Origin of the sequence: Pseudomonas sp. WHRI 8519, from assembly GCF_040224055.2 — a bacterium.
GTDB classification, from domain to species: domain Bacteria; phylum Pseudomonadota; class Gammaproteobacteria; order Pseudomonadales; family Pseudomonadaceae; genus Aquipseudomonas; species Aquipseudomonas putida_X.
Window position 1 is genome coordinate 5096702 of record NZ_CP167996.1, and the last position, 21740, is coordinate 5118441.

Below are 21740 nucleotides of genomic sequence, written 5' to 3' on the forward strand. Positions count from 1 at the left end.
TACCCGCGGGGTAAACCCGCCTGCTCCCAGCCTTGGAGCAAAAAAAAAGGCGCGAGTTCAACACTCGCGCCTTTTCGATCGCCGAACGGCGTAGGGCTAAGCCTTAAGGGCGGTCATCCACACCGTCGGTCTTGGCCGGCGGAATGAGGTCTTCGCTGTTCAGGTTCAGCCAGATCAGCACCACGTTGGCGATGTAGATCGAGGAGTAGGTACCCGCCATGACGCCGATGAACAGGGCCAGGGAGAAGCCGAACAGGTTGTCACCGCCGAAGAACAGCAGCGCAGCGATTGCCAGCAGGGTCGAAACGGAAGTGGCCACCGTGCGCAGCAAGGTTTGCGTGGTCGAGATATTGATGTTCTCGATCAGCGAGGCCTTGCGCATCACGCGGAAGTTCTCACGCACCCGGTCGAACACCACGATGGTGTCGTTGAGCGAGTAACCAATGATCGCCAGCACCGCCGCCAATACAGTCAGGTCGAAGGTGATCTGGAAGAACGACAGGATACCCAGGGTCACCACCACGTCGTGGATCAGCGAGATGATCGCGCCCACGGCGAACTTCCACTGGAAGCGGAAAGCCAGGTAGATGAGGATGCCGCCCAGCGCCAGGAGCATGCCGAGGCCACCCTGGTCGCGCAGCTCTTCACCCACTTGCGGGCCAACGAACTCGACGCGCTTGACCGTCGCCGGGTTGTCACCGCCAACCTTCTGCAGGGCTTCGGCCACCTTGTTACCCAGCATCGGGTCATCGCCAGGCATACGCACCAGCAGGTCAGTGGTAGCGCCGAAGCTCTGCACCACAGCCTCGTGGAAACCGGATTCGACCAGCTCGGCACGCACTGCCTTGAGGTCGGCCGGGCGCTCGTAGGTCAACTCGATCAGCGTACCGCCGGTGAAGTCCAGGCCGAAGTTCAGGCCCTTCTGCCACCAGCTGAACAGTGCCAGCACGGTAAGGAGCACGGTTACGGCGAACGCAACATTGCGCACGCCCATGAAGTTGATGGTTTTCATCGTCGCTCCCTCAAACCCACAGCTTCTTGATGTCACGCCCGCCACAGGTCAGGTTGACCAGCGCACGGGTCATCATGATGGCGGTGAACATCGAGGTGAAAATCCCGAGGGACATGGTGACCGCAAAGCCCTTGACCGGGCCGGTACCCATGGCAAAGAGGATGCCGCCGACCAGCAAGGTGGTCAGGTTGGCATCGACGATCGCCGAATACGCCCGGTTGAAGCCTTCATGAATCGCGCGCTGCACCGACATGCCGGCAGCGAGCTCTTCACGGATACGCGAGAAGATCAGTACGTTGGCGTCGACGGCCATACCCATGGTCAGCACGATACCGGCGATGCCTGGCAAGGTCAGGGTAGCCCCCAACAGCGACATCAACGCCAGCAGCAAGACCATGTTGCCCGCCAGGGCGATGGTCGCCAGCACGCCGAACGCGCGGTAGATGGCGATGATGAACAGCGAGACGAACAGCATGCCCCACAGCGACGCATTGATACCTTTGGTGATGTTGTCGGCACCCAGGCTCGGGCCGATGGTACGTTCTTCAGCGAAGTACATCGGCGCGGCCAGGCCACCAGCACGCAGCAGCAGAGCCAGTTCGGACGATTCGCCCTGCCCGTTCAGGCCGGTGATGCGGAACTGGCTGCCCAGCGGCGACTGGATGGTCGCCAGGCTGATGATCTTCTTCTCTTCCACGAAGCTCTGTACCGGCACGTCCTTCTCGACGCCGTTGACAGTCTGCTTGACGTAGCGGGTAATCGGCTTCTGCTCGATGAAGATCACCGCCATGCTGCGCCCGACATTGCTGCGGGTCGCGCGGCTCATCAGCTCGCCACCATGGCCGTCCAGGCGAATGTTCACCTGCGGCCGGCCATGCTCGTCGAAGCTCGCCTGGGCGTCGGTAACCTGGTCACCGGTGATGATCAGGCCACGCTCGACCTGGGCGGAACGGCCGCCCTCACGGAACTCGAAGACCTCGGTAGTGGCCCTGGACGCACCCGGCTCGGCACCGAAGCGGAACTCCAGGTTGGCCGTCTTGCCGAGGATACGTTTGGCTTCGGCAGTGTCCTGCACACCTGGCAGTTCGACCACGATGCGGTTGGCGCCCTGGCGCTGAACCAGCGGCTCGGCGACGCCCAGCTCGTTGACGCGGTTGCGCACGGTGGTGAGGTTCTGCTTGATCGAGTACTCGCGGATCTCGGCGACTTTCGCCTGAGTCAGCGCCAGACGCAGCACAGCGGTTTCATTACGTTCGCTGGTGGTCAGGTCGAAATCACTGAAATTCTTGCGGATCAGGGCACGTGCCTGTTCGCGGGTGGCATCGTCGGCGAAGCCCAGCATGATCCCGCCATCCTGCTGAGGCAGGCTGCGGTAGCGGACGCGCTCTTTGCGCAGCAAGGTCTTGACCTCGCCTTCGTAGACTTTCAGGCGGGCGCTCATGGCCTTGTCCATGTCCACTTCCAGCAGGAAGTGCACACCACCGGACAGGTCCAGGCCCAGCTTCATCGGGCTTGCACCCAGGTTACGCAGCCATTGCGGAGTGGTTTGGGCCAGGTTCAGGGCCACGACATAATCATCGCCCAGTGCCTTGCGCACTACATCCTTGGCTGGCAACTGGTCTTCCTGGTTGCTCAGGCGCACCAGCGCACTGCCCTTCTCACCCAGGCTCGCACCTTTGACGGTGATACCGGCTTCGGTCAGCGCCTTGCTGACGCGGTCGAGGTCGGCCTGGTTAACCTGCAGCGCCGAGCTGGCACCGCTGATCTGCACCGCCGGGTCATCCGGGTAGAGGTTGGGAGCGGAATAAATAAAACCGATCGCCAGTACCATCACGATCAGTGCGTATTTCCACAGAGGGTATTTGTTCAGCATCACGCCGCCCGTTCAAGACGCGGGGCGCGTTGCGCGCCCCGACTGGAAAAAAAACCGGTAACTCAGATAGCCTTGAGCGTACCTTTTGGCAGGGTCGCGGCAATGGCGCCCTTCTGGAACTTCAGCTCGACCGTGTCGGACACTTCCAGCACCACGAAATCATCGGAAACCTTGACGATCTTGCCAGCGATGCCGCCGTTGGTGACAACTTCATCACCTTTTTGCAAGTTGCTCAGCAGGTTCTTCTGCTCTTTGGCACGCTTGGCCTGCGGGCGCCAGATCATCAGGTAGAAGATGACCAGGAAACCGACCAGGAAAATCCACTCGAAGCCGGTGCCGGCTGGGCCAGCGGCGGGTGCAGCAGCGTCCGCATAGGCGGCGGGGATCAAGAAGCTCATTGGGCACTCCAGTTGCGTAAGTTTTAATTAGATGGTGCGAACAATCAGTCCAAAGGCGGCACAGGTAGCCCGCGCTTGGCATAGAAGGCGTCGACGAAGGCGGCCAATTTACCCTGTTGAATAGCCTCGCGTAAACCGGCCATCAAGCGCTGGTAATGGCGCAAGTTGTGGATGGTATTCAGCATGCTGCTCAACATTTCGCCGCACTTGTCCAGATGATGGAGATAGGCGCGGGAGAAGTTTGTGCAGGTGTAGCAATCACAGGTCGGATCCAGCGGCGAATCATCGTGGCGATGGAACGCGTTGCGGATCTTGATCACCCCTGTATCGACGAACAGATGGCCGTTGCGCGCATTACGCGTCGGCATCACGCAGTCGAACATGTCGACGCCGCGGCGCACACCCTCAACGAGATCTTCAGGTTTGCCTACCCCCATAAGGTAACGAGGTTTGTCAGCAGGCATCTGATCCGGCAGGTAATCCAGCACCTTGATCATTTCGTGCTTGGGCTCGCCCACCGACAGACCACCGATGGCCAGGCCGTCGAAGTCGATATTGACCAGCGCTTCCAGCGACCGCATGCGCAAGTCCTGGTACATGCCGCCCTGAACGATGCCGAACAGCGCCGCGGTGTTGTCCCCGTGGGCGTTCTTCGAGCGTTGCGCCCAACGCAGCGACAGCTCCATGGAGGTGCGCGCCACGTCGTGCTCTGCAGGGTACGGTGTGCACTCGTCGAAGATCATCACGATGTCCGAACCCAGGTCGCGCTGCACCTGCATGGACTCTTCAGGGCCCATGAACACCTTGGAGCCGTCCACTGGGGAGGCGAAGGTCACGCCCTCCTCCTTGATCTTGCGCATGGCGCCCAGGCTGAACACCTGGAAACCACCCGAATCGGTCAGGATCGGGCCTTTCCACTGCATGAAATCGTGCAGGCCGTTGTGCTTCTTGATCACCTCGGTGCCCGGGCGCAGCCACAGGTGGAAGGTGTTGCCGAGGATGATCTCGGCACCAATGGCCTCGATGTCACGTGGCAGCATGCCCTTGACCGTGCCATAGGTGCCCACCGGCATGAACGCCGGGGTCTCGACCGTGCCACGGGGGAACGTCAGGCGGCCACGACGGGCCTTGCCGTCGGTGGCCAGCAGTTCGAAGGACATTCGACAGGTGCGACTCATGCTTGATCCTCTGGGCCGCGTGGCGCCGGATTGCGGGTGATGAACATGGCATCACCGTAACTGAAGAAGCGGTACCCCTGCTCGACCGCCGCCGTGTAGGCAGCCATGGTCTCGGGGTAACCGGCGAATGCCGAGACCAGCATCAGCAGCGTGGACTCCGGCAGGTGGAAGTTGGTGACCAGAGCATCGACCACATGGAACGGCCGGCCCGGGTAGATGAAAATATCGGTATCGCCGCTGAAGGCCTTGAGCACGCCATCGCGCGCAGCGCTTTCCAGCGAGCGCACGCTGGTGGTGCCGACCGCAACCACACGGCCACCCCGGGCCCGGCAGGCCTCGATGGCATCGACCACATCCTGGCTCACTTCGAGCCACTCTTTATGCATGTGGTGGTCTTCGATCTTGTCGACCCGCACCGGCTGGAAAGTGCCCGCGCCGACATGCAGGGTGACGAAGGCACGTTCCACGCCCATGGCGGCGATCTTGTCCAGCAGCGCTTCGTCGAAGTGCAGGCCCGCGGTCGGTGCGGCTACGGCACCAGCGCGTTCGGCGTACACGGTCTGGTAGCGCTCACGGTCGGCGCCCTCGTCCGGGCGGTCGATGTAAGGCGGCAGCGGCATGTGCCCGACACGTTCGAGCAACGGCAGCACCTCTTCGGTGAAGCGCAGCTCGAACAGCGTGTCGTGGCGGGCAACCATCTCGGCCTCGCCACCGCCGTCGATGAGGATCACCGCCCCTTCTTTGGGGGCCTTGCTGGCGCGCACATGGGCGAGCACGCGGTGGCTGTCCAGTACCCGCTCGACCAGCATTTCCAGCTTGCCGCCGGAGGCTTTCTGGCCAAACAGCCGCGCCGGGATGACCCGGGTGTTGTTGAACACCATCAGGTCGCCGGGGCGCAGGTAGTCGAGCAGATCGGTGAATTGTTTGTGCGCCAGCGCCCCGCTCGGCCCATCGAGGACCAGCAGTCGGCTGCCATGGCGCTCGGCCAGCGGGTGGCGGGCGATCAGGGAATCGGGGAGTTCGAAGGAAAAATCGGCGACGCGCATGATGATGTTCGGGTTCGGCAGGGCCGGGAAGTTTAGCCCAATGTGTGAAAATTGACCATGAAAGCCGATTGACCGACCAGAGGTAGCTCTCTATACTGCGCGCCACACGCCCTGATGGCGGAATTGGTAGACGCGGCGGATTCAAAATCCGTTTTCGAAAGGAGTGGGAGTTCGAGTCTCCCTCGGGGCACCATCACATAGTTCCAAGCGGTCCCTACCAGACCCGGAACACCAGAGAAACCGGCCACTTGGCCGGTTTTTTTGTGCCCATCGTTCCCAGTGATTCCCTTGAAAGCCCGCAAGTATGTGAGTAGATTTGTGAGTAGGACGAGTTCGGTCCAGAATCCTACTCACACACCGACCGCAATCCAGCGCGGTTCGGCACTGCAAGGGAATAGCCGTGGCGCTCACAGATACCGCCATCCGCACCGCCAAACCCCGCGACAAGCTCTATCGCCTCGCTGACGCCCAAGGCCTTTGCCTTGAGGTGACGACCGCTGGCGGGAAGCTATGGCGCCTTCGCTACCGATTCGAGGGCAAGGCCAAGATGCTGGGCCTGGGCGCCTATCCCGCAGTGACACTTGCCCAGGCACGCGAGCGCCGGGATGCCGCGCGAAAATTGCTGGCCCAGGACATAGACCCAAGCGCACATAAACAGCAGGAAAAGGCCGCTGCTGCTGCCCTGGTGCTGACGTTCGAAGTTCTGGCGCGGGAATGGTACGACTACAACCAGCCACGATGGGCGCCAGCCACCGCATCGAAAGCGCTGCAGTATCTGGAGTCGGACATATTCCCGGTGATTGGCAAACGGCCCGCTGCTGAGGTGCAACGCCCTGAGCTGGTCGACCTGGTGCGAAAGATCGAGCGGCGCGAGGCATTTAACGTCGCCCGTAAGGTTCGCCAGTGGCTGAGCCAGATATTTCGTTTCGGCTTAGCCAAGGGCGTGGTACCCGGCAACCCCGCCACCGATCTGGACGTGGTAGCCGCGCACGCCCCGCGCACTCGCCACCATCCGCACGTATCAGAAGGCGAACTGCCCGAGCTGCTGGAGAAACTGGACGCGGCCCAGTGCGATATCACCAGCAAGATCGCCATTCGCCTGCTACTGCTGACAGCAGTGCGACCCGGTGAGCTGCGGCTGGCACCCTGGGACGAGTTCGACCTGGAGTCAGCTACCTGGACGATCCCTGCAGCACGGATGAAGGCACGGCGCCCTCACATCGTCCCGCTCCCACGTCAGGCCGTGGTTCTGCTGCGTGCCCTGCATGAGCTGACCGGCTCCTATCCCCTCGCCTTCCCTGGCCGCAATGATCGGTCTAGGCCAATGAGCGAGAACACAGTGAACAAGGCGCTTTCCACCATGGGATACGACGGGCGCCAGACTGGCCACGGTTTCCGTCATCTATTGAGCACAAGCCTGAATACCCGAGGCTACAACCGCGACTGGATCGAGCGGCAGCTGGCCCATGGCGATCAAGACTCGATCCGCGACACGTACAACCATGCACACTACCTGGATCAACGCCGCGCGATGATGCAGGCATGGGCCGACGTGATCGACGCACTGTGCGCGGGAGCCAACGTTATCAGCATAGGCCGATCAGCCTAAACTTTGGACGAGGTATCAGACATGGCTAAGATTGACACCGTAAAAGATTTACCGACCTGGTTCGATCTGAACAACTACAAGGCGGTATCTGAGTTTTCGGCAAAAGATTGGTTGTTTCACATTCAGTTACGAGCAACCATGCTCCCAATGCTCCCAATGCTGCCCATGCTCAAGCTTGATTATTTGTCGGCCATACCAAAGCTTCAAGAGCTTCGAAAATCCGGTTCTACGGAAGCTATGTACATTCTCGACATGGTGGACGTCCTCAATCAAGTTCGCGATACCCCCATCGATTGCTACCTGCCTGGTAACTTCTATTGGGATGCAGCACGCTTTGCTATTTCCAATGACGGCCTTGCCGATCAACGGTCCATAAAGCCGCTCACGCTTTACGACATGCTGCGCCAAAAAACATCTGATCAATTTTCCGTTGAAGACGGAGATGCGGATAGTTCAACCCTAACCCTATGGGACTACCTTGAAAATGGGGAACTATCTGCATATCCAGAAGCGGAGATTGACTTAGATTCAGATGAGGAAGGCCAAGGCCTCACACTGACGGAGCTGCTTTCCAGGGAAGACAATTACGATCTTTTCTCACGCACACCACATATCGAGATAAAACTCGATAGGAAAATTAACGAGAAGTGGCATAACCCCGCAATCACCGTCGATCTTAACGCACCGGACGCTGCTATTCTTAAATCATTCAAAGAATGGCTGAAAAGAGAAAGAACCAATTCCCCGGAAGGTGCAGGCACCCCAAAAAAACCAGCATTTGACTGGTGGGGTGATTACGGTTTGTTGCCTTACCTAGACCTTTACTTTTGGTCTTTGGAGACTGACAACCACATCCCGGACCGGGTGATGGCAAATGCAATCTCCGCTGATACGTTCGGCGAAGACCGTCTGCGGAAAACCGTGAAACCACTGGCTTCGGACCTAAATTCGTTGATCGACGGTTTGAAACCTTTTGCTGCGGAAGATTTTGGCTAATCAAAAGATCCGGAATAAATTCACTTCCAATAAATTCCGGAACATTTTGATGGTCAGTATTTGGATCGAAAACTAGTTTGATTACCTATTAAATCCATAGCCATCCAACCATGCCCAAGGAGGCGCAGACGATGGCTACTCTTACCAACACCACCCCGCCCGCTCGCCGCTTCATCAAGCGCCTGGACGTTGAGTCGATCACCGGCCTGTCCTGCACCGAGATTTACCGCCGTATCGCCGCTGGCGCTTTCCCTAAACAAGTCACGCTCGGCCCGAAGTGCGTCGTGTGGATCGAGGCAGAGATTTACGCCTGGTGTGATGAGCAGATCGCAGCCAGCCGTGGCGAGGTGGCATGATGTCCTACCCGGCCTCCACTGATTCCCTTTCTCCTTACTCGTGCCCAAATTTCTCACTCGTGCCCACGCACAGGGATGGGCACGAGTGGAAAAAATGGGCACGAGTAGGACTTGCACCGATTCGGCGCTCGCTGTATCGTCCATCTGTCGCTGCAAATTCAGCGACCGGGTTTGGCGACCCGATTACTGTTAGGCGCACAAGCGCCCCCTTGATGATTGCAGGCGCTTTTTTTGTGCCCGCACATCCTGTTTATGGCGGCTGTGCGCGGGAGACCTTCGGGTCTGCCGGGTGCCTAACGTCCCGGTTCGCCAACCTGCGCACAGCTGCCACCCTAAATCGTTTGGCGACGATCCGTGGCAGTTCCTCAACGTTAGGAGCTGAACCGATGAACACCCTCATTCCGTCCAAAATCCGTGCTCTTGCTCACCGCAACATGGCCCTCAGCGCCCTTCGCGCAAACTCGTCCCTGTCCGTCCGCTTGAAGCGCTACAACCACCACATGGATCAAGCCCGCGCACTGGAAGCCCAAGGAGGTGCGCAATGATCCGTGGTCCGAAGCAAACAATGCTGGAGCCGGCCGTTCTCGCCGATTTCGAATGCCACCACCAAAACCAGGCCAGGGAGGCGTTCAAAAAGCTCGAATGTATCCTTACGGCGATGATTATCCCGGCTCTTGGTCAGCAGCATCCGATCTCGAAAGACCTTTACGCGCAGCTCGACAACGTCAAACTCGGCTCGCAGAACTTTTGCTGGCGGCACCGGTACATCGGCTATAGCTACAGCGCGACCGACGTTGGGGGTGTGCAATGAGCTACTGGAACGATCTCCTGCCACGCCACGAAGCGCTGAAGAACATGACTCCCGGTCAGCTGCAAGCGACAGAGCAGGCAACTGAAACCTGTGTTTCCGTACTCGCGCACGGGATATCCGGCATTGGCCACCTGCTGGCTTGTACAGCATCGAACGACGACACCGGCCTAAACCCTGGGGCAGTAACTGATATAGGCTGGCTTCTCGAAAGCTTAGGCAGTCTCGTTGCTAACTTGTCTGACACAAGCGCTGCAGCAACTCTCCATTTGTCCGAAGTCAAACCCGGAGCATAACCATGAACATCCAAAACGGTGCACATGCGCCGATGGGATCGGCTTGCCTGGATAAAGTGCTTAACCGATTAGAAAAAGTTAAGTCTGCTGGCGCCGACAAGTGGAAAGCCTGCTGCCCCGCACACAATGACAAGCACCCCAGTTTGGCAATTAGCGAAACTTCGGACGGTGTCGTTTTGCTCAAATGCTGGGCGGGCTGCACAACAAAAGAGATTGTCTCGGCAATTGGTCTGGATTTGCGAGACTTGTTTCCCGGCGATAACCAACCGCGGCGCGGCCCAAGTAAGGCGGCAATTGAACATGAGCGCATGGTTTATCGACTCGGCCACCCTCTCCAGCGACAAGGGAAGTTGGAGGGAGACGACCTGGCGCGCTTCAACCTCGCCAAGCTGCGCCTGGGGGTCAAATGACTACAGATCGCTTTGCACAAGAATGGACCGAGCCTCTTAGCCCCATCAATCGTGAAAACGTAACGCCCCTATGGCGCGTCAATGCGGTTAAGGCGTCGACAATCAAGGCCGTTCCCATCCGCTGGCTGTGGCCCGGCTGGCTGGCCAAAGGAAAGCTGCACATCCTCGCCGGCGCTGGCGGTACCGGGAAGACCACGCTGCTGATCGGTCTGATCGCCACCATCACCACTGGTGGACGCTGGCCCGATGGCACCCGCTGTAGCGAGCCAGGTAATGCACTCATCTGGTCGAGTGAGGATGATCCAGCCGATACGCTGATCCCCCGCTTGACCGCTGCTGGCGCTGACATGAGCCGCGTCTACATCATCCAGGGGCTCACCAATGCCAGAGGCGACGCCGATCCATTCGACCCAGCCAACGACATTGTCCGTTTGCGTGAGACGGCCAGCGAGATTGGCGGTGTTTCGCTTCTGATGCTCGACCCCATCGTCAGCGCAGTGAAGGGCGACATGCACAAGGCCAATGACGTGCGTCGTGCGCTGCAAGGCGTAGTGGACTTCGCCGAGCAGAACCTTTGCGCCGTGGTGGGAATTTCCCACTTTGCCAAGGGTGGCGCTGGCTCGTCGCCTGCTGATCGGGTTATTGGCTCGCAAGCGTTCTCGGCGCTGGCCCGCACGGTACTAGTAGCTGCCAAGCAGGAAGACTCCGACCAACGCGTGCTGGCGCGAGCGAAGTCGAACATCGGCGCTGACGAGGGAGGTGTCTCCTACACCATCGAGCCATGCGCCATCGGAGATGGGATCGAAGCCACTCGCGTGGTGTGGGGCGCAGCCATCGAAGGTAGCGCCCGGGAGATCTTGGGAGAAGCGGAGGCATCCAGTGATGAGGAGGCACAAGACCTAGATGATCCCAGCGATTGCCTATATCGGATCTTAAAGGACAACCCCCTCGAAAGTAATGAAGCAAAAGCCCTGATGAGGCGCAATGGCTACACCGAAAAGCAGATTCGCCGGGCCAGGGAAAAGCTGTCTGTTATCACCGCCAGAACGGGTAACAAAAAGGATGTGAAGTCGTTCTGGTCGTTACCCCAAGCGGGTGGCTCATTCGCGCCCTTTCAACCACTCGTGCCCTCAGAATCCCACTCGTGCCCATCCTCTGGCGTGGGCACGAGTAACGAAAATGGGCACGAGTGGGAGGATCAGCACGAAGATCCGCTGCCTGGTGGCGCGTCGTTTCCATTGCTAGATGATGACGCGGAGGACCTGTGATGGCCGCGCTCGACTACCTGCTGGAACGTGGATTTTCCGCAAAGAAGCAAGGTATGCGGGTGCGCATCTCCCCCGCCTCAAAGCTGACCGACGATGTGCGTAAGTACGTCAAAGCTAACCGGCTGGCGCTGCTGGCGGAACTGGCCGCGAATGACGGTCTGGAACGCCGCTGCAACTGGACGGTGCTGGTGCCTGGGTGCCGACCGTTCACCATGATCAGTGAGCCGATCACCCGCGACGAAGCGCTGGCCGACGTTCGTGTGCGCTGGCCAGGTGCGGAGGTGGGACTGTGACGAGGCTCAGTGAACACCTAGACGAGCAATCGGCGAGCGCTCGACGAGGTGGGCGGGAATTCCCGCTTTGGAAAAACACGGGATTTTCCCACCGTACCGGATCGCCCGACCAAGTTCGCCACTGTGTAGGAAACGCCACAGTGTGTTGCTTTCTACACAGTGGCGCCCTGATCCGAATCGGCTCATTTGGTCTGATTCGGATCATCTGGCCTGGCTCGGTGAGACGACACCCTCATATTGAGGAGCAAGCATGACCACCAAACACATCACCCTCAGTGACGCCGAGATCCGCAAGCAGGCCGGCCAGCCGGTGCGCCAGTTGCGTGACCCGCGTTACCCCGAGCTGCGATTTCGGTATTCCACCGTCGACCGTACCCGGGGCGCCTGGCACGTTGTTGTCAGGGGCAAATGGGGCAAGGCCGGTGATTTCCCCAGCTTGACCACCAAAGCCATGCTGACCGCGCTGCCGGCCATCCTGGGGCGCCGTGCCGCAGACGCCCAGGCCACCTCGCTGACCAGCACCTGGAGCCGTACCGGGGAGCTGCTGGACTGGTACTTGGATCGCATGCTGCGCGACCGCAACCTGTCAGCCAAGCGCAAGGCCGGCGCGAAGTCGGCCATCACCTGCCACCTGGCGCCGCGGCTGCATGACTTGCCGCTGGCCGAGGTAAGCAAGGCCACGCTTGATCAGCGCCTGATGTGGCCACTGCAGGAGCGCTACGCCCTTTCGTTCGTGCGCCTGGTGTTCAACGTGCTGGCGGTGGCCATGCGCAAGGCACATCGGCTCGGGATGATCGAGCAGAACCCCATGGGCTCGCTGCGCTTCGGGGATTTCGTTGCAGTGCGGATCAAGCCGAAGTCGTCACGGCTGCGGGAGCGAGACTTGCCCGATCTGCTGGCCAAGCTGGCAGGCTGGAGCGAGGCGCGGCCCGGTGACGCCCTGCTGGCGCTGATGATGCTGTGCCACGGTACCCGCCTGGGCGAGACGCGCAGCGCGCTGTGGCGCAACGTCGATCTGCAGGCCGGCCAGTGGTTCATCCCCGCTGATGACACCAAGACCAAGCAGAACCACACGCTGCCGCTCACCCGCCAAGCCTGTGCACTGCTGAGCCGCTATCAGGCCCAGCAAGCCGCCCAGGGCTACCAAGGTGCCTATTTATTCCCCGCCAGCCGGCGCGGGCCTCTGAGCGCAACTGTAGCGAGCCAAGTGTTTGCCGAGCTGAGCGATCGCCATTGGACCAGCCACGATGTGCGCAAGGTCGCCCGCACCTGCTGGATGGACCTGGGCGTGGATTACCTGGTAGGCGAGATGCTGGTGAACCACGCCCTGCGCAACATGGACGCGACCTACATCCACACCACCGCCGAAGCGCTCAAGCGCCAAGCCCTGGAACGTTGGCACGACCATTTAGACGGGCTCGGGTTAAGCGCGCTCACAGGTGGGACATACCCGAGATACGCAGTTTCACAAGATTCGCCACAGGCCAAGAATGACGCGGCCTCTAGCGAAAAGCCGGATGCATCACAGAGGAGCATGTAAATCATGGTCAACGTTGAACAGGACGTTACCCAGCGGTTGGCCCAGGCCGGCATCACCCCGCTGATTGGTGGCCTGGTGCCTGAGCCGGCCACGGCAGACCTGCTGGGATATGCCCCCAGCTACCTGCGCCGCCTGGCTGCTGAGGGTCGTTCGCCACTGCCATTCATACGCCGGGGCAACCGTAGGTTCTACAAAATCGCCGACATAGTGCGCTTTGCGACGGATACCGACTGAGGACGTCGAAGTTAACCGCTGACCGGGGTGTGCGTGCGCGCATAGGGTAGAGGACATCAACTCAACACCCCGGAGAATCCTATGCCAGACCCGTATCAGCAGGACGTCAGCCAGCTGAACCAAGCCATCACCAAGATCGGTGCGCAGATCACCGAGTTCAAAGAGGGCGTCAACACCAAGCAGGCCGAGCTCAACGCCCGCTTGCTGGAAACCGAGCAGAAGCTCGCCTCTGGCCGCCACGGCAGCGCAGCCCCAAGCGGCGGCACTGATCGCAACGTCGTCACTGCTAGTGTTCTCGAAGCAGACGGCGTAGGCGAAATGCGCAATGGTCGCCAGAAGTCCACCGGGCAAATCAATTGCGAGGTGGGCATCCGCGCGGCGATCACCAACCCGAACAAGGGCGGTGCCGATTCCACCAGCTATCCAACCGCACCACAGCGTGACGGTGCTGGCATCCGTGGCATTCCCCAGCCGCGCCTCACCTTGCTCGACGTGCTGCCAGTCATCCCGGTGACCAGCGCCACCTACGAGTTCATCCGCCTCGATGGCTACCTGAATGGTGCGGCCTACCAGAAGAAAGAAGGCGACGAGAAGGGCGAGGGTGAAGTGGCGGGTAAGCCGGTGCGCGCCGAGATCGCCACCATCGCCACCTGGATTCCAGCAAGCCTGCAGGTGCTGCAGGACAATGACCAGCTCAGTGGCCAAGTGGATCTGCTGCTGGGCGTGGGGGTGCGTCAGAAGCTGGAGGCTGAACTGATCACCGGCGCTGGCGGCGATGGCGAGATCCTCGGCTTCAACGCCCAGGCCACTGACGCAGGGATCACCACCGGCCAGCCAGTTGACCGCATCGGCGCCGCGCTCACTGACCTCAAGGCCGAAGGCTGGAATCCGAACGTTATCGTGATGAACCCGCGTGACTGGTTCGCCATCGAGAGCGAGCGGGCCGAGGATGGTGATGGCCAGTATGTGATCGGCACGCCACGCGATCCCGCGCCGCCCAGCCTGTGGGGTACACCTGTTGTGGTCACCAACGGCATGCCGCAGGGCAAAGCGCTGATCCTCGACACGACCACCGCCGCGCTGCTGGACCGTCAGCAGGTAACTGTCGAGGCCAGCCGCCACGACGGTGACAACTTCCGCCGCAACCTGGTGACCATTCTGGCCGAGCTGCGCGCCGGCCTGGCGGTGTTCGCTCCTACCGCCACCCGCCTGGTGACGCTGACCGGTGCGCCGACTCCGTAAGCGCAAGCGTGGGTTAGCTGTGAGTGCCACGTAACCCATAACCGCAGCAGTCGGAGCCCTTCTTTCCTTTGTGGGGTGATCCGGCACTGGCCCGCACTCGCGGGCCTTTTCATTCACACCGGAGAAGACCATGAGCCATACCCATCTACCCAAACCCGTTCAACGAGCCCTCAACCAGATCGCCCACAGTCGCGCTCTGCTGCGCCAGATGGAGGAGCGTGAGCGGTTGAGCAAAGAGATTGATCGACTGTTGGCCAGCGGCCTGAGCGCAGCCGAAGCGCTGGAGCAGATCCGGTCGGCGCCGCCGTACAAGGCGCCGAACTACTGAGGGGGCGGGTCGAAAGTCTGGAAGGTCCGCTGACCTAGACCGCCTCCGACCCCACGTGCAGATTTTTTCCCCCTTTAACAAAAAATGTTAAAGCGACGTTAACACCCATGCCGAACGTGCATGGGGCTGTAAGCCACGGAAACAGCGGCATAGACGGCGTTAGGGCCCTCTGGCGGATGTTAACCGGGTTAACAGCTTTAACCTCGAAAAGTTAACGCTTTAACACCGACGAGTTAACACCTGGAGGCAGCCACACATGACCTTTCAAGAGCGTTTCGCAGCGGCATGCAAGAGCACGGACTTCGAAGAGCACCCAACAATGGTGGCCGGCTACAAGGTCTGGAACGTTTCCGACATTGTGAAGGGCGGGCGTAAGGACTTCGATGGCCCGTACTTCACCGAGGAAGAGGCGAAGATCGCAGAGCAGCTTTGGCAAGCAACACCGGAACGCAAGTGCGCCCGTGCCGAAGTGGCCTTTCACTGCGCGGCCTGGAACCCTGACCCGAAACGTGAAAAGGCCATCCGAGAAGATGCGATGGCCGCTCGCATGATCCTTGCCGAGCTGATCGGCGCCGATGTTCCCAAATCAAGCGCCGCCGGCGCATAGGAGAAATAACGATGGCCGCTACTGTTCGTAATGCCCCAGAACTGACCTCTGTGTACTTGTCGGGCCCTCTTATCCGGAAATTCTTCCGCAAGAAGGATTACCTACTGGACAGCCAGAACACTTGGGAAGTGTTTCGAGCCTTGAAGGCAACGCTGGAAGGCTTTGAACAGGAGATTAAGCGCCTCGAGGCGCTGGGGATGAGGTTCGCGATATTCCGCAATCGAAAAAACGTCGGGGAGGAAGATTTCGAGCGTGGCGGTGCCACCGAGGTTCGGATCGTTCCAGTCGTTGGTGGGAGCAAGCGCGGAGGCGCCTTGCAAACCATCGTGGGCGCAGTGCTTGTTGTCGTCGGCCTGGTAATCACTGGCGGTACCTTCGGTGCCGGTGCGCCGTTCGGCTCAGCCCTAATCACAATGGGCGCCTCGATGATGGTGGGCGGCGTAATTCAGATGTTGAGTCCCCAGGCAAAAGGGCTTTCACAGAGTGCCGCTCCTGAAAACCTGCCGTCGTATGCCTTCGGCAGCGCCAAGAACACCACCGCCAGCGGCAACCCGGTACCGATATGCATAGGTCACCGCCGCTGGGGTGGGGCGATCATTTCGGCATCAATCGAGGCGCAGGACAAGGCTTAAAGTGAGCCAGGATCACTTTGAATACTCCGAATTCCGGGTGTAGGGGTGTCCCCACTTTTGATGACACCCCAATTTTCACGAGAATGATTCAAGATGTTGTAAGAACCGTCGACTCGTTTCAGTTTCCGAAGCGACAGCATCTTCAGTCCTTTTCAAAATGCTTTCAGGATCTTCCCCATCTTTCATGCATATTACCATTTCCGCGACCGCAGCGAGATGCCTATCACGCTCACTTGCCTCAAAAGACTTAAGCGCCTCCGCGCTTTTGACAGGTCCAAGTCTACGAGACGCCAGAAAAATACTTTTTGCTAACAACTCCTTTTCAGACCTCTTAATTCCTGCTATCTCATCGAAAAATTCCGTAGCCCCGCTAGGAACCAACTCAACTTGCGGAGCAAGATGCAAGAGAAAGGGCGGAATCGATCTCGCGTCTGGACTTACAATCTTAATAGACCTATCTGCAGAAAACTCTAACCAAGATTTCATAATATCATTAATGTGCAGATCACCGAATCCGTAGCCAACGCAGATCAGCTCTCGGACAAAATTTATATTAGATTTAAAGTGCTTAAGCATCGACTTCGGAAGGACCTGAGAAGATTGCTCATTAAACTTTTGGGATCCAGACAGTAGGGTTCTGCGCAGAAATTGCATTTCCCCCTCAAAGTCGGCGTAGGCGATCTCGTTAAGAGCTTTGACTTTACCGCCAGGCGCATGCGGCTCTATATAAACCAGCTCTTCATTAGCGGCCCGCAGAGAATCGATGACTGCCTCAGGTGAATCGCCTTTAGGTAGAATTTTCACTAAATCAAAATTGTCATTATGGACAAATATATCAAGAGAACCGTGAAGCTTGAGCAAGTAAATCCCAGGCTCCGGTGGATTGGGGAACCGCATACATCCGTTATCCAACTCCGCTTTAGATATTGACTCAGCCAAAAGAGTACCAATTACTTCCCCTGCGGCATTCCGGCGAGGCAGTTCAACCAACTCTTCTGTAAAACCTGAATACAACCTTATAGAAAGCTTTTTGGCAATCATCTCAACAATGGAGTCGTGATTAAGGGAAAAGATCCACAGCGGTGTATTGTCTTCATATAAAGCGGATATCCCTCTGTAGAGATCTAGGCGCTCTAAAATAAATTGTGATCCATTTGCATGCTGTAGATACAGCTGCATATAGACCATCTCCACCATCCACGAGTACATCGTGTGATATCCTTCGGAGCGACCACCGCGCCGCCTCGATTGAACCTCTAAGTACCCGAGAATACTTTCATAATGCAAGTCCTCCCTGGACATAACATGTATTAATTCTTCAATAATCGAATCTGAAACCCCACCACCTTGTATTTTCCAGCCTTCATTGAAGCCGCGCAATTTCTCGGGTGTCAGCCAGTTTTTTATTTTTTGCGTCAAATCCCAAACTAGAGGCATCCCCACATCAAACGAAGCACCTGCGCCAAGAAAAAGCCCCGTAAGATGCCGACTCATAACCGCCCCCAGAAACTATCCTGTAAGCGCCTGCTCTCGCAGGAGTTATTAAAAAACCACTATAAGAATCTTAGATTCGCGCAACCTAGCAATCAGTCACGAAAAAATCTTTAATACCATGAATTCCGTAATCACTGGCATTCTTCACGGCATCTTCCAAGGTAAAGGAACAGCTCTCACAGTGCACTTCGTGAGTATAACGACGAAAGTTTACTGGCTCATCCGTTTCGTCGTCATAATCAAAGTCGGTTTCCTCATGTACAATTAGAGATTTAGCACCGCAAACAGGGCATTCAGTTACATGATTGTATTCTAACGCAGCCTCGCTCTCGGCAATTCTTTCTGCTCGTTCTCTCCGGCGCGAGCCAAAAATCGCACCAAAAGCAAACTTTTTATCAAGCTTGCTTTTATTGCCTTTTTTAATCACCGGCGGCAGTCTATTTTCATAGGCAGCCCTGCCCATCTCTTTGAGGAATGCGACTTTCCCCAAATCATAAACTTCATCTTTGAAATGTTGAACGATCTCTTCGATCGGGTCTATCCCACAAGAAAGGGCCCTGTATTTCCAATTTATTTCTTCGCCTTTGAACATAGGATGCTTTAGGGTCGCTACTACATATGGCAGCAGATAGCGACCAACAAACTCATCCAAAGCCGTATATTTCAATACATAAAGCCCTCGATGCCAAACTCTATTGCGCAGACTATTGAGCTGCATCAAAGCATCATAATACTCAAGAATAAAGCCTAGTTTATTACTACCTTTCAGCTGACCAGATTTCACCAAATCTTTGAGCCTGCTCAACGACTCCCCAAACTCAACACTAAAAAGCTTCTGCTCCTCTTCGATTGTAAGTTTCTTTTTATGCACAAGCTTATACAGTAATTCGGGAATCTTAATGACGCTATCCGCAAGCAACCGATGATCGTTCCGTAAAAAACTCTTACAGGTTAACTCTGCAAAATGTTGAAAGTGGACAATGCACTCCGCATAAGCCTCACAATAAGCAGAACGATGATTAAATATAATTTCTTCTTCTGTCGAACCGCGCTGCGCATCAAGTGCTCTAATGCGATAAGAAAAACTTTTATAAGTTGAAAAATAGGCTTTCAACGCAAGCCGTAGAGAGATCAGGGCTAAATTTATGTTAGAACCCCCTTCCTCATCAATTTTGAAACCTTGCTCAGTTAACCTCTTGATTTCTCTTGCCGACATGAACATTTTCCTTGGCTTACATCATCAGTGAACGTAACAGTGATCCATGAGATCATTATGCCACTGCTCACAGACTTTTCTGCGCTATCGTCATGCCTCTCAAGCTAAACTATGTGAGTAGATTTATGAGTAGGAAATAAACAAGCCAAGAAGGGAGCCTTAATTTACGGTGGATTCAGCCTCCTTTTTGAGTCTCCCTCGGGCACCAAAATCCGGAAAAAACCGACCTTATGGTCGGTTTTTTTATGCCTGCGGTTTGACCAGCAAGCTCCTGGGCCAGTGCATCGTCATGCGCCCAAGCAAACGCCGAGTATCGCTACACAGGCAAATGCCTCGGCGCAGCACACTGCGCGCCCGTTACCATCTTGCAGGCACGGGGCATAGGTTCACTAAGCAGCCCCGTGAAATCATGAGGGTCTCCCGGCCTTGATCCATTCCGTTACCTGCCTCATGGTCAGCCGATACCTGGCGCAGTTGTGCAGCGCCAGGATATCCAGTTCAGCCTGCAACAGAGGCTGAAACTGCCTTTTCTCGTCCTCTGAAAAAGGCAGCCCGGCTACCACCGAGCGGACAGTGAGCCTGTCGCGTACGACGGCACCAATCGTCTCGTTCAACACCTCTCGATACTGCAGGCGCACGGGGTCTGGAACCCCCATTGCTTCAAGCATCACGCCATACTTGCTGATCGACCTGCGATAGACCCAGACAAACAGATCCGCTGCCATCGCCATATCACGCTGCTCATACACCCCCATCATCGCCAGCGCATAGTCCTGCGGGTTTACGTCCAGGAACGACAAAGGCGAGCAGTTATAGAGCATCAGCGGTATGTTCGCCGCCAAACGACTTGTGCGCTTGTTGCCATCTTCGAAGGGTTGCAGGTAGGCCAGGTTTATCCACAAGAAGAATGCCGCCTCGATGGGATTCTTGATCTGCCGCGCCTTGTCGAGTATCAAGTCGAACATCTCTTCCAGCAGTGAGGGCACTTGGGTTGGGAAGTAGGTAGTCCCGCTGATGTTCACGACTGTCTGGCGAATACTGCCCAAGGCATTGCTGTCTGCTAGCAGATCCTGCATCAGCAAGCCATGCAGGTTGCGGATGACGGCTGAGTTGAGCCCGTATTCAGGTACTGCATCGACCATGAATTCGATGGCCGCCTTGTGATTGAGCAGCATCACCGCATCGAGATCTCCCTGCGTCACACCACTTTCGAACAGCTTCTTGGTGTCGAGCAGCGTATAGCGGTTGCCTTCCAGACGTGAAGACGACCATGACAGGTCAATCAACAAAGGTTCGAGTACTTTGCGCGCGTAGGTGCCGGCTGGCTGCTGCCCCCTCATCCGGCCTTCAGCCTCTAGCGCAGCCGTCAAGCTGGGTGGCAGCCAGGCAGTCTGGTTCGGCTCGTAGCTGTCTACAAGGTCGCGCTGATAGGTGACGACTTCGCGCATTGCCAATGGACGGGTCAACGACTTGCGCAGGGCGAGGCTCGCAGGCGACCAAGGCAGATCAGCGGAAGGAGACTGCGCAGACGCACTGTCTGGCAATCGAGCATCTGCCGTGACCAGCCGGTAACGCGTGATGCGTCCGTCCTTCTCGCGCTGAACCTGGCCCGCCTCCAACAATGCATCGAGGTGACGCTTGACTGTGGCCCAACTTGCATCGAGACGCTCGGCGATCTCACGCGATCTTAGGCTCCGATCCTCCTGAAGCAGTTTCAGAATCTTGTTCAGCAATGTCATGGCGTCTCCGGATGCAGCTCAATACAGCTCAATGCAGCTCAATATAGCTCAATACAGCTCAATCCAGCTCAATCCAGCTCAATCCAGCTCAATCCAGCTCAATCCAGCTCAATCCAGCTCAATCCAGCTCAATCCAGCTCAATCCAGCTCAATCCAGCTCAATCCAGCTCAATCCAGCTCAATCCAGCTCAATCCAGCTCAATCCAGCTCAATCCAGCTCAATCCAGCTCAACGAGCTGAGGCCATTTCACTTTTGAATGCAAGCCCTTTTCAACCCGCAGTTTTTGACGCCACCCCAATGGCCACGGGCTCTCCAGCCATGCCTGGAATCTATTGGCCAGCACCTTTGCCCCCACCTAAGATGTCATTCGTCGGATATACACAGAAAGTATTGATGGCGTAATAGCACTTCGCCATAGTCGCGCTCCCATTTCTCGATATCTGTGCCAATCATGAAATCAACTGTGCCTTGCCTGGCAGCAATGATGCTGCTCAGTGGGTGCAATGGAGTGCCAACGTCCTACGTGTCGGACCCAGTCTACGATCAGGCGTTCGTGGTCACCTCCGGTGCACCGCTGCCGATGTTGCTGATGGCCACCGCCATCCAGTGGAACGAAGACTACGCAGTAACCGCCAAGCACACCCCCTTCCTGCGCAACGTGGTCCATGAAGGCCTGGGTGATGTGGTGTTCTTCAAGCACAAGGCGGCGCAGGTGCCGCTCTGGCGGCAGTACGTGCCAGGCGAGTCTGTGACAGCGGTCGGCTTCAACAGCCTGATGATGCCCGTGCAGGGCAAGGGCCACACCCTGGCTTCGCTGGTACGCCTGCAGGGCACGCCAGGCAGCGTGTTCTATTCGGTGCACGACGGCCCGATGGTCAAAGGCATGTCCGGTGGCCCGGTGTTCGCCGACGACGGCAAGGTCGTGGGGATCAATGTCGCTTTCATCGCCAAAGATGAAATCGATGCGCGCAGCCGGCCGGACCTGGCCGACAAAGAGCGTGTCAGCGTGTTCATGTCGTATAGCGAAATCGACAAGGAATGGCGCCGCTTCCAGTACCTGGCCGATAAAACCAAGCCCAAGGCCGCGCCTGCCGCGATCAAAGGGTATGTCGCTGTGGCCGCCAAACCTTGAATTGAACCTGGGCTCAGGCCAGCACGACTCAT

Annotated in this window: 25 protein-coding genes and 1 tRNA gene; 18 read left to right on the plus strand and 8 right to left on the minus strand. The window is 57.5% G+C overall.

The features are described from left to right. Positions 1-103 precede the first annotated feature (103 nt). From secF to queA, 5 genes are all read right to left on the minus strand, one after another. Complete coding sequence (secF, locus tag ABRP30_RS23295) at positions 104-1012, minus strand: protein translocase subunit SecF (protein WP_267818603.1); 909 nt, start codon at positions 1010-1012, stop codon at positions 104-106. Between the two features lie 10 nt (positions 1013-1022). Next, entirely contained in the window at positions 1023-2885 is a 1863-nt protein-coding gene (secD, locus tag ABRP30_RS23300) for a protein translocase subunit SecD (RefSeq protein WP_349974820.1), read from the minus strand. Positions 2886-2947: 62 nt separating this feature from the next. Continuing rightward, positions 2948-3283, minus strand: coding sequence for a preprotein translocase subunit YajC (yajC, locus tag ABRP30_RS23305; RefSeq protein WP_008092587.1), 336 nt, complete (start codon positions 3281-3283; stop codon positions 2948-2950). 44 nt (positions 3284-3327) lie between these two features. Beyond that, a complete protein-coding gene (gene tgt, locus ABRP30_RS23310; RefSeq protein WP_241804434.1) occupies positions 3328-4443 on the minus strand; it encodes a tRNA guanosine(34) transglycosylase Tgt in 1116 nt (371 codons plus the stop codon). Positions 4444-4457: 14 nt separating this feature from the next. Next, positions 4458-5507, minus strand: a complete 1050-nt coding sequence (gene queA / locus ABRP30_RS23315) for a tRNA preQ1(34) S-adenosylmethionine ribosyltransferase-isomerase QueA (protein ID WP_241804174.1) — start codon at positions 5505-5507, stop codon at positions 4458-4460. A gap of 108 nt (positions 5508-5615) precedes the next feature. On the opposite strand from queA, the gene ABRP30_RS23320 reads away from it, so the two are divergent. The 16 genes from ABRP30_RS23320 to ABRP30_RS23395 all read left to right on the plus strand — a co-directional run bounded on the left by ABRP30_RS23320 (position 5616) and on the right by ABRP30_RS23395 (position 16126). Next, positions 5616-5700: transfer RNA gene (locus ABRP30_RS23320), tRNA-Leu, on the plus strand. A 207-nt stretch (positions 5701-5907) separates the two neighbouring features. Then, positions 5908-7116, plus strand: a complete 1209-nt coding sequence (locus tag ABRP30_RS23325) for an integrase arm-type DNA-binding domain-containing protein (protein ID WP_135198700.1) — start codon at positions 5908-5910, stop codon at positions 7114-7116. 21 nt (positions 7117-7137) lie between these two features. Beyond that, positions 7138-8112, plus strand: a complete 975-nt coding sequence (locus tag ABRP30_RS23330) for a DUF6387 family protein (protein ID WP_349974821.1) — start codon at positions 7138-7140, stop codon at positions 8110-8112. 131 nt (positions 8113-8243) lie between these two features. After that, positions 8244-8468 (plus strand): AlpA family transcriptional regulator, encoded by a 225-nt coding sequence (locus ABRP30_RS23335; protein ID WP_191087292.1) that lies wholly within the window; start codon positions 8244-8246, stop codon positions 8466-8468. A gap of 386 nt (positions 8469-8854) precedes the next feature. After that, positions 8855-9013: a hypothetical protein gene (locus tag ABRP30_RS23340; RefSeq protein WP_191087291.1), complete on the plus strand. Its 159-nt coding sequence runs from the start codon at positions 8855-8857 to the stop codon at positions 9011-9013. Then, on the plus strand, positions 9010-9279 hold the full coding sequence (locus ABRP30_RS23345; protein ID WP_191087290.1) for a hypothetical protein: 270 nt from the start codon (positions 9010-9012) through the stop codon (positions 9277-9279). The genes ABRP30_RS23340 and ABRP30_RS23345 overlap by 4 nt, the downstream gene beginning before the upstream one ends. Continuing rightward, positions 9276-9572, plus strand: coding sequence for a hypothetical protein (locus tag ABRP30_RS23350; RefSeq protein ID WP_191087289.1), 297 nt, complete (start codon positions 9276-9278; stop codon positions 9570-9572). Before ABRP30_RS23345 ends, ABRP30_RS23350 begins: the two co-directional genes overlap by 4 nt. Before the next feature lie 2 nt (positions 9573-9574). Further along, the gene (locus ABRP30_RS23355) at positions 9575-9982 is read left to right on the plus strand and encodes a virulence-associated protein E (RefSeq protein WP_254483303.1); all 408 of its coding nucleotides are present in this window, start codon (positions 9575-9577) and stop codon (positions 9980-9982) included. Next, positions 9979-11250 (plus strand): AAA family ATPase, encoded by a 1272-nt coding sequence (locus ABRP30_RS23360; RefSeq protein ID WP_349974822.1) that lies wholly within the window; start codon positions 9979-9981, stop codon positions 11248-11250. Before ABRP30_RS23355 ends, ABRP30_RS23360 begins: the two co-directional genes overlap by 4 nt. Continuing rightward, a complete protein-coding gene (locus ABRP30_RS23365) occupies positions 11250-11543 on the plus strand; it encodes a hypothetical protein (RefSeq protein WP_191087286.1) in 294 nt (97 codons plus the stop codon). Before ABRP30_RS23360 ends, ABRP30_RS23365 begins: the two co-directional genes overlap by 1 nt. Before the next feature lie 250 nt (positions 11544-11793). After that, positions 11794-13083 carry a tyrosine-type recombinase/integrase gene (locus tag ABRP30_RS23370; protein WP_349974823.1) on the plus strand — a complete coding sequence of 430 codons (1290 nt, stop codon included), beginning with the start codon at positions 11794-11796 and terminating at the stop codon, positions 13081-13083. A gap of 3 nt (positions 13084-13086) precedes the next feature. Then, on the plus strand, positions 13087-13317 hold the full coding sequence (locus tag ABRP30_RS23375) for a helix-turn-helix domain-containing protein (RefSeq protein WP_224372439.1): 231 nt from the start codon (positions 13087-13089) through the stop codon (positions 13315-13317). 81 nt (positions 13318-13398) lie between these two features. Then, positions 13399-14559: a phage major capsid protein gene (locus ABRP30_RS23380; RefSeq protein ID WP_349974824.1), complete on the plus strand. Its 1161-nt coding sequence runs from the start codon at positions 13399-13401 to the stop codon at positions 14557-14559. Between the two features lie 130 nt (positions 14560-14689). Next, positions 14690-14887, plus strand: coding sequence for a hypothetical protein (locus tag ABRP30_RS23385; protein ID WP_349974825.1), 198 nt, complete (start codon positions 14690-14692; stop codon positions 14885-14887). A 256-nt stretch (positions 14888-15143) separates the two neighbouring features. Continuing rightward, a complete protein-coding gene (locus tag ABRP30_RS23390) occupies positions 15144-15494 on the plus strand; it encodes a hypothetical protein (RefSeq protein ID WP_349974826.1) in 351 nt (116 codons plus the stop codon). 11 nt (positions 15495-15505) lie between these two features. Continuing rightward, the gene (locus ABRP30_RS23395) at positions 15506-16126 is read left to right on the plus strand and encodes a tail assembly protein (RefSeq protein WP_349974827.1); all 621 of its coding nucleotides are present in this window, start codon (positions 15506-15508) and stop codon (positions 16124-16126) included. 75 nt (positions 16127-16201) lie between these two features. Here the strand turns inward: ABRP30_RS23395 and ABRP30_RS23400 are convergent, their stop codons facing one another. The 3 genes from ABRP30_RS23400 to ABRP30_RS23410 form a co-directional block, all read right to left on the minus strand. After that, positions 16202-17620: a hypothetical protein gene (locus tag ABRP30_RS23400; protein WP_191087280.1), complete on the minus strand. Its 1419-nt coding sequence runs from the start codon at positions 17618-17620 to the stop codon at positions 16202-16204. Positions 17621-17705: 85 nt separating this feature from the next. Then, on the minus strand, positions 17706-18836 hold the full coding sequence (locus tag ABRP30_RS23405) for a hypothetical protein (protein WP_197884345.1): 1131 nt from the start codon (positions 18834-18836) through the stop codon (positions 17706-17708). Positions 18837-19243: 407 nt separating this feature from the next. After that, positions 19244-20575 (minus strand): Fic family protein, encoded by a 1332-nt coding sequence (locus ABRP30_RS23410; RefSeq protein WP_267818610.1) that lies wholly within the window; start codon positions 20573-20575, stop codon positions 19244-19246. On the opposite strand from ABRP30_RS23410, the gene ABRP30_RS23415 reads away from it, so the two are divergent. Further along, entirely contained in the window at positions 20559-20978 is a 420-nt protein-coding gene (locus tag ABRP30_RS23415) for a hypothetical protein (protein WP_372490352.1), read from the plus strand. The two genes, ABRP30_RS23410 and ABRP30_RS23415, sit on opposite strands and share 17 nt — an antisense overlap. Positions 20979-21060: 82 nt before the next feature. Continuing rightward, a complete protein-coding gene (locus tag ABRP30_RS23420; RefSeq protein ID WP_267824095.1) occupies positions 21061-21708 on the plus strand; it encodes a trypsin-like peptidase domain-containing protein in 648 nt (215 codons plus the stop codon). Positions 21709-21740 lie beyond the last annotated feature (32 nt).

Bases quoted from the DNA above. Each gene is read 5' to 3' on its own strand.
- ABRP30_RS23375 (WP_224372439.1), top strand. From the start codon at position 13,087: ATGGTCAACGTTGAACAGGACGTTACCCAGCGGTTGGCCCAGGCCGGC.
- queA (WP_241804174.1), bottom strand. From the start codon at position 5,507: ATGCGCGTCGCCGATTTTTCCTTCGAACTCCCCGATTCCCTGATCGCC.
- ABRP30_RS23370 (WP_349974823.1), top strand. From the start codon at position 11,794: ATGACCACCAAACACATCACCCTCAGTGACGCCGAGATCCGCAAGCAG.
- ABRP30_RS23345 (WP_191087290.1), top strand. From the start codon at position 9,010: ATGATCCGTGGTCCGAAGCAAACAATGCTGGAGCCGGCCGTTCTCGCC.
- ABRP30_RS23380 (WP_349974824.1), top strand. From the start codon at position 13,399: ATGCCAGACCCGTATCAGCAGGACGTCAGCCAGCTGAACCAAGCCATC.
- ABRP30_RS23335 (WP_191087292.1), top strand. From the start codon at position 8,244: ATGGCTACTCTTACCAACACCACCCCGCCCGCTCGCCGCTTCATCAAG.
- ABRP30_RS23420 (WP_267824095.1), top strand. From the start codon at position 21,061: ATGCTGCTCAGTGGGTGCAATGGAGTGCCAACGTCCTACGTGTCGGAC.
- ABRP30_RS23365 (WP_191087286.1), top strand. From the start codon at position 11,250: ATGGCCGCGCTCGACTACCTGCTGGAACGTGGATTTTCCGCAAAGAAG.
- secD (WP_349974820.1), bottom strand. From the start codon at position 2,885: ATGCTGAACAAATACCCTCTGTGGAAATACGCACTGATCGTGATGGTA.
- ABRP30_RS23330 (WP_349974821.1), top strand. From the start codon at position 7,138: ATGGCTAAGATTGACACCGTAAAAGATTTACCGACCTGGTTCGATCTG.
- ABRP30_RS23360 (WP_349974822.1), top strand. From the start codon at position 9,979: ATGACTACAGATCGCTTTGCACAAGAATGGACCGAGCCTCTTAGCCCC.
- ABRP30_RS23395 (WP_349974827.1), top strand. From the start codon at position 15,506: ATGGCCGCTACTGTTCGTAATGCCCCAGAACTGACCTCTGTGTACTTG.
- ABRP30_RS23390 (WP_349974826.1), top strand. From the start codon at position 15,144: ATGACCTTTCAAGAGCGTTTCGCAGCGGCATGCAAGAGCACGGACTTC.
- ABRP30_RS23400 (WP_191087280.1), bottom strand. From the start codon at position 17,620: ATGAGTCGGCATCTTACGGGGCTTTTTCTTGGCGCAGGTGCTTCGTTT.
- tgt (WP_241804434.1), bottom strand. From the start codon at position 4,443: ATGTCCTTCGAACTGCTGGCCACCGACGGCAAGGCCCGTCGTGGCCGC.
- ABRP30_RS23350 (WP_191087289.1), top strand. From the start codon at position 9,276: ATGAGCTACTGGAACGATCTCCTGCCACGCCACGAAGCGCTGAAGAAC.
- ABRP30_RS23405 (WP_197884345.1), bottom strand. From the start codon at position 18,836: ATGTCGGCAAGAGAAATCAAGAGGTTAACTGAGCAAGGTTTCAAAATT.
- ABRP30_RS23355 (WP_254483303.1), top strand. From the start codon at position 9,575: ATGAACATCCAAAACGGTGCACATGCGCCGATGGGATCGGCTTGCCTG.
- secF (WP_267818603.1), bottom strand. From the start codon at position 1,012: ATGAAAACCATCAACTTCATGGGCGTGCGCAATGTTGCGTTCGCCGTA.
- yajC (WP_008092587.1), bottom strand. From the start codon at position 3,283: ATGAGCTTCTTGATCCCCGCCGCCTATGCGGACGCTGCTGCACCCGCC.
- ABRP30_RS23385 (WP_349974825.1), top strand. From the start codon at position 14,690: ATGAGCCATACCCATCTACCCAAACCCGTTCAACGAGCCCTCAACCAG.
- ABRP30_RS23410 (WP_267818610.1), bottom strand. From the start codon at position 20,575: ATGACATTGCTGAACAAGATTCTGAAACTGCTTCAGGAGGATCGGAGC.
- ABRP30_RS23340 (WP_191087291.1), top strand. From the start codon at position 8,855: ATGAACACCCTCATTCCGTCCAAAATCCGTGCTCTTGCTCACCGCAAC.